Consider the following 12997-nt stretch of genomic DNA (forward strand, 5'->3'; position numbering starts at 1 on the left):
ACCATGCGTCTTATCAGGACCAGCAAAATGATAATGGCTGGAGCCACCATGCCGGACCAGCCGCATCAGAAAATAACGCTTCTCAGCATCTGGGGCCACCGCCAGCGACGTATAGTGCAGCCCAGCATCTGGGGCCACCGCCAGCCTCGGATGATTCTACTGAACACAGGGGACCGGCAACTGACAGTGGCATTCACCGCTGGCAACCGAGCGACTCCGCTGAGTAATTGATACGAAGCATTTAGATGAACAGGGGCGCTATCGCCCCTTTTAACCGGTAATCGCCGTCTGAAAAGGTTCTTCACGATAAACGTGCTTCACGCATCCAGTAAGTCACTCATGATTTCCAAAGCTTTAACACGCAAAATCCCTTTAGTAACGCACCTCAAAACTGACTTCACTCACAAAGGCAGCAACAACTCTTTCTGTCCCGCACCCAAAGCTAATCTGTAATCTTGCCATCATTCCCGTATGGCATATTCTTGAGATTCAATCAAAAGGAGTAACGTTTATGAAAGCGGCAATTGCTAATAGTGAACACAAGGTTGAAGTTGTTGAGAAGACGCTGCGTCCTCTCAAAACCGGTGAAGCCCGGCTCAGGATGGAATGCTGTGGTGTATGCCATACCGATTTGCATGTGAAGAACGGTGATTTCGGCGATAAAACGGGTGTGACCCTGGGTCATGAAGGGATCGGTATCGTTGAGGAAGTCGCACCGGATGTGACGTCACTCAAGCCTGGCGATCGGGCCAGCGTCGCCTGGTTTTTCAAGGGCTGCGGTCACTGCGAATACTGTAACTCCGGTAACGAAACCCTCTGCAGATCGGTAATCAATGCCGGTTTCACAGCCGATGGCGGCATGGCTGAAGAGTGCATTGTCGTTGCAGATTACTCGGTCAAAGTCCCTGATGGACTTGATCCTTACGCTGCCAGTAGCGTCACCTGTGCCGGTGTCACCACCTATAAAGCGGTTAAGGTGTCAGAAGTTAAACCGGGACAATGGCTGGCCATTTATGGTCTTGGCGGGCTGGGAAATCTCGCGCTGCAATATGCAAAAAATGTCTTCAACGCCAAAGTGATCGCGGTTGATGTCAGTGATGGTCAGCTGGCACTGGCGAAGGAGATGGGAGCCGATCTGGTTGTCAATTCGGCCAGCGAAGATGCAGCGCGCATTATTCAGGAGAAAACCGGCGGAGCACATGCTGCTGTGGTGACGGCGGTGGCTAAAGCGGCCTTTAACTCGGCGGTGGATGCGGTGAGAGCAGGAGGGCGCGTCGTGGCTGTCGGACTGCCGCCGGAAGCGATGAGTCTTAATATTCCCCGTCTGGTACTTGATGGCATTCAGGTGGTGGGATCACTGGTCGGAACGCGAAACGATTTGGCAGAAGCCTTCCAGTTTGCGGCAGAAGGGAAAGTCGTGCCTAAAGTGACCAAAAGGAAGATTGGTGAGGTCAATGACATCTTTGATGAGATGGTGCAGGGCAAAATCCGTGGCAGGATGGTAATCGACTTCACCGGTCACTCTGCTGATTAAAGTTCATCTGACTCCTGCAAAGGCCCGCATCCTGCGGGCTTTTTAATATCGTTAAGATCTCTCTGAGCCCTTCAGAGCACAATCCTTCTAACCATTAATAAGCCAGTCTTTATGTTTCATGATGTGATTTTGACTTGAACTTTACCGGTAACATTATAGTTTATGGGGTGAAAGGTTATTACACACACGTGAAGGAGGGTTATTTATGGCGAAGCATCACTTACTTAAATCCATTGAAATAACAGCGATTGTGCTCTTTGTTCTGATACTGGCATATCTGATTTTGACAGGGTTACTGTCATCAACAGGCGTGGATCATGCCTGGCCTTATCCCAATCAGTAACTGAGTACCACACCAGGGAAAGCATTAATAAAATGACCCTCTCACAGGGCAAACAACCCCGCGATGGCGAGGTTGAATTGACGTTATACCAGACTCACTGACAGCAGTATCAGCTCTTCGGTTTCCAGCGACAGACTTTTTTTGGTTTCGAACATAAAGGTTTCCAGCGCCTCCTCGACATCGTCACCCTCAATAAAGGCGTGAGTCGTGACATGATTTTCACCTTCTGGTTTGATCACGTAAGAAACAAACCACTTCTTCTTTTCCATAATGCTTATCCTCGTTTTAAATCCTGATACCGCGTTTTGGCAATGGTATGTTTTTCTGCCAGACATTTAGCGGGTGGTGTGGAGTTCGACCAGCAAAGTCTAGTTCACCTCAGCAGGCGTGCTGGCGACGGCATGTGATAAACACCTGTTCAGAGCAGATAGATTGTGTAAGCGGCAATAAAAAAGCCCCATCCGGGGCTTTTAAAAAAAGAACGGCCGGTGTTAAAAACTCAACTGGTCTGATCGGCCAGCTTCGGCTTCAGCACGCGTTTACCCATCTGAATGCCGGGCTTCTCAACATACTTATAGAGTAAAGAGGCCAGGGCATAGGTTAGCGGGATGGTTGAGACACAGACGATCAGGAAGCGCAACATGTCGCTCTTAAACTCAATGTCGGTGTGCGTGAGCAGCAGCGCAATCATCGGGATCACAATCAGCAGGTGCAGCAGGTAGACCGAGAACGAGACGTCACCCAGCCAGGTGCTGAGACGGTTGTTCAGCAGCTTACGTGGCAGAGCAATCAGCGTTGCCATCAGGCTGCCCTGAGGGTATTGCCACAGAATTGCTGCCATCCCGACAATCATCAGCGCTTCCATTATCACCTGCAGCTTGATCGCGCCCATTCCCATTGCCACGCTGACGACCGGGCCGAGCAGCGCGAAGGCGACATAGAGCAGGGATTTACGGCGAATTGCTTCGGCCAGCAGCATGCCCGCCAGGAACATATTTAGCTTTATCAGAATCATGGAAGGCATTTCAAACGCCTCATAATAATCTGCCAGCACATACCGTCCGGCGCAGCAGAGCGCCATAATGCCTATCAGTGAGGCCGCATAACCAAAGCGCAGCGTCACCAGCATAATGAACGGAAACAGCACATAGAACTGCATCTCCAGCCCGATGCTCCAGTCAGGCAGCACGGTATTGAAACCATATTCGGGCAGCAGGCCGAACAGGAAGCTGAAGTGAGTGAGGATGTTTGCCAGCGACTGATCGGTGTAACGCGACGATTCAGTGGCGGTGCCGGAATAAAAATGGGCGATAGTGTCACGCATCTCGCCAAACCACGGGCCATAAATCAGCGCGATGATTAAAAGCAGATAGTAGAGCGGGGCGATACGGAAGAAGCGACGGATCCAGAACTTTTTAATGGTCTCCATGCTCTGCCACGGCTCTTTCTGCTGACGTTCAACATAGTTTTTCGCCATCAGATAACCCGATAACAGAATAAACAGATCGACCCCGATGCCAGGCGATGAAATCAGTGTGATGTGGCAATGTATCAGTAAGCTGATATGGCCAACCAGTACCCAGAGAGAGGCGATGCCGCGTAACCCCTCCAGCTCCGTGGACCAACCTCGTGTTGCAGACATAACTCTTCCTCGTTTTTATCCGACTTTTGGCGCTCACTAAGCCTTAAGACAACAGATATGTAAACGGGTCTTTACAAAAGTGAGAAGATTCCGACGCGGTCGGGAAGGGGAAATCAACTGAAACTGGAGAAGAGAGCACGGAAAGTTAAGGGTGTACGAAGGCACACCCATAACAAAAATAACTGAATCAAAATGCCTGTTATGCCAGCTTTAACAGGATCATGCCGGCCAGCAGCAGGGTCAGGCCAGCCCAGCCTTTACGATTCAGCCGTTGATCGAACAATACCCAGCCGGTCGTGACAGTCGCGATAATTCCAAAACCACCCCAGACCGCATAGGCAATCGACAGATCGATACCTTTTACCGCCTGAGCCAGTGCGCTGAACGCAAGCAGGACACAGCAGAGTGAAAGCAGACCGTGCAGCGGTCTCTTAAACCCGTCAGAATATTTAAGGAATATATTGGCGGCAATCTCCAGCACGATAGCCAGCGCCAGCCAGGCTGCGTGGACGAAATCAGCGATGACCATAATTAACCTCCGCTGATGAGTGCGTGCCGGTTTTGATCAACACAATTCCAGCGACCAGCGTCATCAGTCCGCAGACTTTCATCGCAGACAACACTTCATCAAACAGCTGTACGCTGAATAATGTAATCAGCAGGATGCCAGCGCCTTCCCACAGGGCGTAAGCCACGCCCAGAGCAATACGTTTTATGGCGAAGCTCAGCAGGATATAAGAACAGGCAATCATGCCCAGCATCATCAGGTAGCCTGAGTGGCTGCCATTGAGGCTGGACCATTTCATAAAAAGGGTGCCAATAATTTCAGTGAAAATCGCGAGTGACAATAAAACCCAGGCGCGCATGGGAACTCTCCAGCAACGAAAAATGACGACCTGCCATAACGCACAGTGTGCAGGCAGACTCAAAACAGTATCGATGTGGTGAGGAAACTACAGGGCGTTACGCCAGAGCTGATCGGCGGCACTCCAGCAAGAGGGGAGAGCGGGGAAGAGGCAGGACATGAACATTCTGCTCATAAAATTTACAACGTATCCACATTGTTGCTTCTCATCAGTCGACGGATAGTGCCTCCGGTAAAACAGATGCTGGGTTTACAGCATTCTGCAAATCATCAAATCAACAGCAGATACTGCCTGGTTTGATTGCGGTTAAGGTTCAGGGGTTTACCGGGGCGAGTTTAGAAAATGATGGCGTGTAATAATAAGTGCGATAAATCGGGCAAAAAAAGTGCCGGACAACAGTCTGCCCGGCACCTTATAAGTGACACTGTAACTAACTATTCAGCACGCTGGGGGACTGTACGAACCGGGGCGTCACCAGCAACATAGTATGAAGCGGTGCTGCGTGGCAGTGGGTCGCGTCCACGGATCTTATCGGCAATCTTCTCGCCAATCATGATGGTGGTCGCATTCAGGTTACCGGTGATGATCAACGGCATAATCGACGCATCCACCACGCGTAATCCTTCCAGCCCATGCACGCGACCTTCGCCATCAACGACAGACATTGGATCGTTACCCATCTTACAGGTACCGCACGGGTGATAAGCGGTTTCGCCGTGATTACGGACGAATTCGTCCAGCTGTTCATCCGTCTGGCAATCCAAGCCCGGACTGATTTCACGTCCACGATACTTATCCAGCGCTGGCTGATTGATGATCTGGCGCGTGATGCGGATAGCATCGCGGAACTCATGCCAGTCCTGCTCATGCGACATGTAGTTAAACAGAATGGCCGGATGACGACGCGGATCGCGTGACTTCAGGCGCACATGACCGCGGCTTGGCGAACGCATCGAGCCGACGTGACACTGGAAGCCATGCGCATCAACGGCGTTAGAACCGTTGTAATTAATCGCTACCGGCAGGAAGTGATACTGAATGTTCGGCCAGCTGAACTCTTCGCGGCTACGGATAAAACCACCCGCTTCAAACTGGTTACTGGCGCCGATACCGGTGCCATTAAACATCCACTCTGCACCGATTTTCGGCTGGTTCCACCACTTAAGGGCCGGATAGATTGAAACCGGCTCTTTACACTCATACTGAAGATACATCTCCAGATGGTCCTGCAGGTTTTCACCCACGCCCGGCAGATCGTGAACCAGTGGAATATCGAACTGCTTCAGCAGCTCCGGTGAGCCCACGCCAGAACGCTGCAGGATCTGCGGCGAGGCAATAGCACCGGCACATAGCAGCACTTCACGGCGAGCGGTCACTTTATTAATGGTGTTGCTGTCGCCCTGCAGATATTCCACGCCGACTGCGCGTTTGCCATCGAACACAATGCGATCGGTGGTGGCATGAGTAATGATCTTCAGGTTTGCACGGCCTTTGGCCATGTCGAGATAGCCACGTGCGGTGCTGGAACGGCGACCGTTTGGTGTTACGGTACGATCCATCGGACCAAAACCTTCCTGCTGATAGCCGTTGAGGTCATCAGTGCGCGGATAACCCGCCTGCACGCCTGCCTCAATCATGGCTTCAAACAGCACGTTATTGCCGGCTTTAGGCGTGGCGACGCATACCGGGCCATCTCCACCGTGGAAATCGTTCGGGCCGATATCACGGGTTTCCGCTTTACGGTAATAAGGCAGGCAGTCCAGATAGCTCCAGTTCTCCAGCCCTGGTTCACTGGCCCAGTTATCGAGGTCCATTGCGTTACCACGGATGTAACACATACCGTTAATCAGTGATGAACCGCCCAGGCCTTTTCCGCGACCACATTCCATGCGGCGATTGTTCATGTACGGCTCTGGCTCAGTCTCATACGCCCAGTTATAGCGTTTTCCCTGCAGCGGGAAGGCGAGGGCAGCAGGCATCTGAGTGCGAAAATCAAAACGGTAATCCGGGCCGCCCGCTTCGAGCAACAGAACGCTGACGTTGCTCTCTTCGGTCAGGCGGGTAGCCAGAACGTTTCCTGCGGATCCGGCGCCAATAACAATGTAATCATATTCCATTCGTCGTTCCTCAGGTTAAGTGATTAAAAGACTGACTGAAAACGCGTCAGCTCAACCTGCACGGACTTCACCTGGGTGTAGCTCTGCAGTGTCATCAGGCCATTCTCACGGCCAATGCCGGAGTGCTTATAGCCACCCACTGGCATCTCTGCGGCTGATTCGCCCCAGGTATTAATCCAGCAGATTCCTGCTTCGATCTGATGAATCACGCGGTGCGCTTTATTAAGATCCTGCGTCACCAGTCCGGCGGCCAGACCAAATTCGGTGTCGTTGGCACGGCGAATCACTTCTTCTTCGGTTTCATAGCTCAGGATCGACATGACCGGTCCGAAGATCTCTTCACGGACGATCTTCATCTCATCACGGCAGTCGGTAAACACAGTAGGTGCAACCCAGGCACCCTGGTCGAAATCACCACCGGTCAGACGTTTACCGCCGCACAGCAGGCGTGCGCCTTCAGCAATGCCCGATTCGATGTAGCGCATCACGTTATCGCGATGGCTGAAGCTGACCAGCGGGCCAAAGTTGGTGGCGGGATCACGCAGATCGCCGGCCTGAATACGGGCAACGCGTTCGCTGATTTTGGCTTCGAATGCCGCTTTCAGTTTTGCAGGAATAAAGACGCGGGTGCCGTTGGTGCAGACCTGTCCGGAGCTGTAGAAGTTCGCCATCATGGCGATGTCGGCGGCCAGATCGAGATCGGCATCATCAAAGATAATCAGCGGGGATTTACCGCCCAGTTCCATGGTGACTTCTTTCAGCGTTGAACCCGCTGCATTCGCCATTACTTTTTTGCCGCTGACAACGCCGCCGGTGAAGGAGACTTTGTCGATGCCAGGATGCTCAGTGAGCAACTGGCCGGTGACCGAACCGATGCCCGGCAGTACGTTAAACACGCCATCCGGCACACCTGCTTCGGTGTAGATTTCAGCCAGCTTCAGGGCAGTAAGCGGCGTCACTTCGCTGGGTTTGAAAATCATTGCGTTACCCGCAGCCAGCGCTGGGGCTGATTTCCACAGGGCGATCTGAATCGGGTAGTTCCAGGCACCGATACCGGCGACTACGCCCAGCGGTTCGCGGCGTGTATAGACGAAAGAGGTTTCACGCAGGGGGATCTGCTGACCTTCCAGCGCCGGAACGAGCCCTGCGTAATACTCCAGCACGTCTGCACCGGTGACGATATCGACCGCTGAGGTTTCGCTGTAAGGCTTACCGGTGTCGAGCATTTCCAGCTCAGCCAGCGCATCATTCCGCTCACGCAGAATATCAACAGCGCGACGCAGGATGCGCGAACGCTCCATGGCGGTCATCGCGGCCCAGACTTTCTGGCCTTTTCTGGCGGCAGCAACGGCGCGATTGACATCTTCCTGGCCGGCGGCATGAACCTCTGCCAGCACTTCGCCGTTGACCGGGTTAATCGTCTGGAACGTTTCGCCAGACGCTGCGGCAACATAAGCGCCATCAATGTAGAGTTTCTGCTCGGTAAATCGGGACATGTTTTCTCCTTCCGTTATTCGTGCTCGCCAGCCAGTTGCTGACGGATGAATTGGGTGGTCAGTGTACGGGCGATGACCGGGCTGAAAGGCTTTCCACTCAGCGCGGCGCGGAGCCAGAGACCATCTATCAGGGCGGCCAGACCATGTGCGGCCAGTCGTGCCTTTTCCAGTGGCAGTTCACGCCGGAACTCGACCACCAGCGTAGAGTAGAGTCGCCTGCTGCTGACCCGCTCCAGGCGGTTGAGCTGGGGTTGATGCATGCTGCTCGACCAGAAGTCGAGCCAGGCTTTCATCACTGCCGTATGCACCTGAGTTTCATCAAAATTCCCGTCAACGATGGCACGCAGGCGCTCTTCTGCCGGTGCATCGCGAAGCGGTTGTAACCGCGACAGTACTGCCTCACGGAGCTGGCGCGTGACATCACGCATTGTTGCTTCCAGCAAACCGTTCTTATCTTTGAAATAGTGACTGATGATGCCGGTGGACACACCCGCCCGACGGGCGATCTGGGCGATAGTGGCATCATTAATCCCTACTTCATTAATCGTGCTCAGGGTCGCATCAATCAGTTGCCGACGTCGTATCGGCTGCATCCCTACCTTTGGCATTGCTCCAGCTCCACCCTCAAATCGAGCCCCTATTTAAACTTTTTTTGATTGCACGTTCAATATAAAAAGAAACTTTGTTAGGATGCTGTTCTCAAAATGTAGCAAAAGCGAAACGGCAATGAGTGCTAAAATAGGCTGGCTTGCCTGAGCGATTAACAGGAAATGACAGAAAGAAACAGGGCCGCACGGCCGAAAACCGTGGACGGCAAGACTTATCCATTGCGTATTTTCAGGACATTAACCAGAGGTAATCGATGAATAATCCACCTGCCGGTGAAAAAGACAGACTCAATCCCGTTGTATTTTATACCTCTGCCGGATTGATTCTGACGTTTTCACTCGTGACGATTCTCTACAGTGAACTGGCCGCGAGCTGGATCCTCAAGACGGTAAACTGGGTTTCCGCCACCTTTGGCTGGTACTACATGTTGGCTGCCACCCTTTATATCGTCTTTGTGCTTTACATGGCATGCTCACGCTTTGGTTCAATCAAGCTGGGACCCGAGCACTCCAAACCCGAGTTCAGCGTGCTCAGCTGGTCTGCCATGCTGTTTGCTGCCGGGATCGGAATCGACCTGATGTTCTTCTCGGTCGCTGAACCGGTGACGCAGTACATGCAGCCACCGGAGGGCGCAGGGCAGACCCTTGAAGCGGCCCGTCAGGCGATGGTCTGGACGCTGTTCCACTACGGACTGACCGGCTGGTCGATGTATGCACTGATGGGCATCGCACTGGGCTACTTCAGCTATCGTTATAATCTGCCACTGACTATCCGTTCGGCGCTCTATCCTATTTTTGGTAAACGCATCTATGGCCCGATTGGTCACACGGTGGATATCGCAGCCGTGGTCGGCACCATTTTTGGTATCGCCACCACATTAGGGATAGGGGTCGTACAGCTGAACTACGGCCTGAAAGTGCTGTTTGATATTCCGGAAGGCCTGACCGCACAGGCTGCGCTGATAGTCCTTTCCGTCGTGATCGCTACAATCTCTGTCACATCAGGCGTCGATAAAGGAATTCGTTTTCTCTCTGAGCTCAACGTGATCATGGCTCTGGGGCTGATTCTGTTTGTGTTGTTCTTTGGCAACACCGAGTTCCTGCTGAATGCGCTGGTACTGAACGTCGGCGATTACATCAACCGCTTTATGGGCATGACGCTTAATACCTTTGCCTTTGATCGCCCGACCCAATGGATGAACAGCTGGACGCTCTTCTTCTGGGCGTGGTGGGTGGCCTGGTCGCCATTTGTCGGCCTGTTCCTGGCACGTATCTCACGCGGTCGTACCATCCGTGAATTCGTACTGGGCACGCTGATTATTCCGTTCACCTTTACGCTGCTGTGGCTCTCTGTGTTCGGTAATGCCGCGCTGTATCAGATCATTCATGGCAATACCGAGTTTGCGCAGGAAGTGATGAATCATGCAGAACGCGGCTTCTATAGCCTGCTGGCGCAATATCCGGCGTTTAAACTCAGCGCATCGATCGCCACCATCACCGGTATGCTGTTCTATGTGACCTCGGCGGATTCCGGTTCGCTGGTACTGGGTAACTTCACCTCACGCCTGAAAGACATCAATAGCGATGCACCGAACTGGCTGCGCATCTTCTGGTCTGTGGCGATTGGGGTACTGACCCTGAGCATGCTGATGACCAACGGTATCACTGCCTTGCAGAACACCACGGTGATCATGGGGCTGCCGTTCAGCTTTGTTATCTTCTTTGTGATGGCCGGGCTGTTTAAATCTCTGAAGATTGAAGACCACCGTCGGGCCAGCGCCACGCGCGACACTGCGCCTTATCTGGCGCATGCCACCGATCGTCTGACCTGGAAGAAACGCCTGTCGCGTCTGATGAACTATCCTGGCTCGCGCTACACCCAGCAGATGATGGAAAAGACCATTTATCCGGCGATGCAGGAGGTGGCGAAGGAGCTGGAGTTGCGTGATGGCCGCGTCACGCTGGAAAGCGTTGAGGCTGATGAGGCTAACCCGATTGGCTATCTGGATCTGCGCGTTCATCTGGGCGAAGAGCAGGACTTTGTCTATCAGGTCTGGCCGCAGCAATATTCGATCCCGGGCTTTACCTATCGCGCCCGGAGCGGTAAGTCGACCTACTACCGCCTGGAAACCTTCCTGATGGAGGGCAGTCAGGGCAACGACTTGATGGATTACAGCAAAGAGCAGGTGATCATCGACATACTGGATCAGTATGAGCGACACCTGAACTTCATCCATCTCAACCGTGAAGCACCGGGCAGCAACATCAGCTTCCCGAGCGTCTGAATCAGGGCCCGTCAGTGAGCAATTGCTGGCGGGCTTTTTTTTCGCTACCGTCGTCCTGAACTAACCGTGTTCACCTGACGAAATCGACTATCTTTAGGGCTTTCTGGCCTGATGCCAGAAAAGCACAGACAGGGAGTCATGATGGGAAAAATATTCAGTACGTTTCTGCCGCTTTACACGACCACGTTGCTGATGCTGCTCGGTTCCGGTTTGCTGACCACCTATGTCTCATTACGGCTGGCCAGCGAGCATGTCAACGGCGCGCTGATTGGCTCAATCATTGCGGCCAACTACATCGGACTGGTGATCGGCGGCAAAGTGGGGCACAACCTGATAGCCCGCGTCGGCCATATACGCGCCTACGTGGCCTGTGCCGGGATCATTACCGCGTCTGTGGTTGGTCACGGGCTCACCGACTTTATTCCGCTGTGGGTCTTTCTGCGTCTGATTATCGGGCTCTGCATGATGTGTCAGTACATGGTGCTGGAGAGCTGGCTTAACGATCAGGCGGAATCATCCCAGCGCGGCATGATTTTCGGCTTATACATGGTCGCCACCTATCTTGGACTCAGTGGCGGACAGGTGATACTGAGCCTGCAAACGGGCTTTGGCGTCAGCACCCTGCTGATTGTGGCACTCTGTTTCGCACTCTGTCTGGTACCAATTGCCCTGACGACCCGCACTCACGTCAGGCCGATGACACCTGCGCCAATGGAACTGGGCTACTTTATACGTGCGATCCCCAAACTTCTCGGCACCACACTGGTGACCGGTATGGCCATTGGCGCGTTCTACGGTCTGGCTCCGGTTTATGGCAGCAGTAAAGGCTTCACTACCAGCCAGACTGGCTATTTTATGAGTCTCACGATTTTTGCCGGGCTGGTGTCGCAGTTTCCGCTAAGCTGGCTTTCTGACCGCTACGATCGCCAGCGGCTGTTATTCATCATCGCCATGCTGTTTGCCGTAGCCTGCGTGCCACTGGTGGTGCTGCCGCATCTGACTTTCCATTGGATGATCGGCATTGCCTTTGCCGCCAGTATGATGCAGTTTGCGCTCTATCCGTTGCAGGTGGCGCTGGCCAACGATCAGGTTGCCGCCGAGCGCCGTGTCTCGTTAACCGCCTGTCTGCTGATGGCGTTTGGTATTGGCGCCAGTATTGGACCGCTGGTGGTGGGCGCGCTGATGGAGCCGCTCGGCAGTAATATGCTCTATCTCTTCTTTATGCTCTGTGCGCTGGTGATCGGCGGACTGAGCTTTGTCCGAGCGCCAGGTCCGCTTCCGACGACCGAAGTGCCGCTGCCGCACGTGGTGATGCCTGACAGTCTGGCGACCTCGCCACTGGGTGCTGCGCTGATCCCAACGCTGGAAGAGGAGGTGATTCATGCGTCAATGGGCGGTCAGGAGCCGGAAGATGAACGCGAAAGTGACGAAGACACGAGGGTCGAAGAAAATTTGACGGATGATATCCCTGAGAATCAGCAACATAAATAGCGCCCGCATGGCATTGCGACGCTCGCCGCTGTCTGTACGGTTTAAGCAGGATGTCCGGATCTGGCGCACACCTGTCCGTTTACTGGCTCGACATCCGGGCCAGTAAACGCGATGCTGACGGATACACTTCTTCAGGAGTCACTCTATGCTGGAACTTCGCCCCAACTGTGAACGCTGCGATGTTGATCTTCCGCCATCCTCTCTGGCGGCTCGCATCTGCTCGTTTGAATGCACATTCTGCGCTGACTGCGATGAGCATCTCGCGCATATTTGTCCCAACTGCAGCGGCGAACTGGTGCGCCGTCCGGTGCGTCCGGCAGAGAAGTTGCAAAAATACCCGGCTAAACTGCGCAGTTGATCTCAAATGACAACGAAAATGTTTCGGACAGAATAGCCTGTCGTCTCTGATGTCGTTATCATAAATTACGTCCCTTACAGAGCTACCACCTTAACTGAGTGCCGGAGATAAGCGCCGGAAGGGACGCACTTCTTGACCACCATTATTTCTCTTCCCCCAATAGCCTTACACTCTCTGCCTGCTTCCTTTGCACTCAGCTTTCCTTTTCCCCATGCCGGTTCAGGTTGAGCTCTGACTATACTTTGGGGATATTTTCA

Annotated in this window: 11 protein-coding genes; 4 read left to right on the top strand and 7 right to left on the bottom strand. The window is 53.3% G+C overall.

Going from position 1 to position 12997, the window contains the following annotated elements; translation table 11 throughout:
- Positions 1–511 precede the first annotated feature (511 nt).
- Positions 512–1534 carry an alcohol dehydrogenase AdhP gene (gene adhP, locus NP77_RS10380; protein WP_003852659.1) on the top strand — a complete coding sequence of 341 codons (1023 nt, stop codon included), beginning with the start codon at positions 512–514 and terminating at the stop codon, positions 1532–1534.
- Positions 1535–1960: 426 nt separating this feature from the next.
- Here the strand turns inward: adhP and NP77_RS10385 are convergent, their stop codons facing one another.
- The 7 genes from NP77_RS10385 to betI all read right to left on the bottom strand — a co-directional run bounded on the left by NP77_RS10385 (position 1961) and on the right by betI (position 8606).
- Positions 1961–2146 (bottom strand): hypothetical protein, encoded by a 186-nt coding sequence (locus NP77_RS10385; protein ID WP_008925337.1) that lies wholly within the window; start codon positions 2144–2146, stop codon positions 1961–1963.
- A gap of 230 nt (positions 2147–2376) precedes the next feature.
- Complete coding sequence (locus NP77_RS10390) at positions 2377–3519, bottom strand: acyltransferase (protein ID WP_039660067.1); 1143 nt, start codon at positions 3517–3519, stop codon at positions 2377–2379.
- Between the two features lie 199 nt (positions 3520–3718).
- Entirely contained in the window at positions 3719–4048 is a 330-nt protein-coding gene (gene mdtI, locus NP77_RS10395) for a multidrug/spermidine efflux SMR transporter subunit MdtI (protein ID WP_039660068.1), read from the bottom strand.
- The gene (gene mdtJ, locus NP77_RS10400) at positions 4035–4385 is read right to left on the bottom strand and encodes a multidrug/spermidine efflux SMR transporter subunit MdtJ (protein WP_039660069.1); all 351 of its coding nucleotides are present in this window, start codon (positions 4383–4385) and stop codon (positions 4035–4037) included. Before mdtJ ends, mdtI begins: the two co-directional genes overlap by 14 nt.
- A 434-nt stretch (positions 4386–4819) precedes the next feature.
- Complete coding sequence (betA, locus tag NP77_RS10405; RefSeq protein ID WP_003852665.1) at positions 4820–6502, bottom strand: choline dehydrogenase; 1683 nt, start codon at positions 6500–6502, stop codon at positions 4820–4822.
- Between the two features lie 23 nt (positions 6503–6525).
- Complete coding sequence (betB, locus tag NP77_RS10410) at positions 6526–7998, bottom strand: betaine-aldehyde dehydrogenase (RefSeq protein ID WP_003852666.1); 1473 nt, start codon at positions 7996–7998, stop codon at positions 6526–6528.
- A 14-nt stretch (positions 7999–8012) separates the two neighbouring features.
- Positions 8013–8606: a transcriptional regulator BetI gene (gene betI / locus NP77_RS10415; RefSeq protein WP_008925333.1), complete on the bottom strand. Its 594-nt coding sequence runs from the start codon at positions 8604–8606 to the stop codon at positions 8013–8015.
- Between the two features lie 254 nt (positions 8607–8860).
- Here betI and NP77_RS10420 point away from each other — a divergent pair, with 254 nt between their 5' ends.
- The 3 genes from NP77_RS10420 to NP77_RS10430 all read left to right on the top strand — a co-directional run bounded on the left by NP77_RS10420 (position 8861) and on the right by NP77_RS10430 (position 12740).
- A complete protein-coding gene (locus NP77_RS10420) occupies positions 8861–10891 on the top strand; it encodes a choline transporter (protein ID WP_008925332.1) in 2031 nt (676 codons plus the stop codon).
- Between the two features lie 141 nt (positions 10892–11032).
- The gene (locus tag NP77_RS10425) at positions 11033–12382 is read left to right on the top strand and encodes an MFS transporter (RefSeq protein WP_039660071.1); all 1350 of its coding nucleotides are present in this window, start codon (positions 11033–11035) and stop codon (positions 12380–12382) included.
- A gap of 145 nt (positions 12383–12527) precedes the next feature.
- The gene (locus NP77_RS10430) at positions 12528–12740 is read left to right on the top strand and encodes a DUF1272 domain-containing protein (RefSeq protein WP_003852670.1); all 213 of its coding nucleotides are present in this window, start codon (positions 12528–12530) and stop codon (positions 12738–12740) included.
- Positions 12741–12997: the final 257 nt, after the last annotated feature.

The sequence above is a fragment of the Pantoea sp. MBLJ3 genome, from assembly GCF_000816655.1.
GTDB classification, from domain to species: domain Bacteria; phylum Pseudomonadota; class Gammaproteobacteria; order Enterobacterales; family Enterobacteriaceae; genus Pantoea; species Pantoea eucalypti.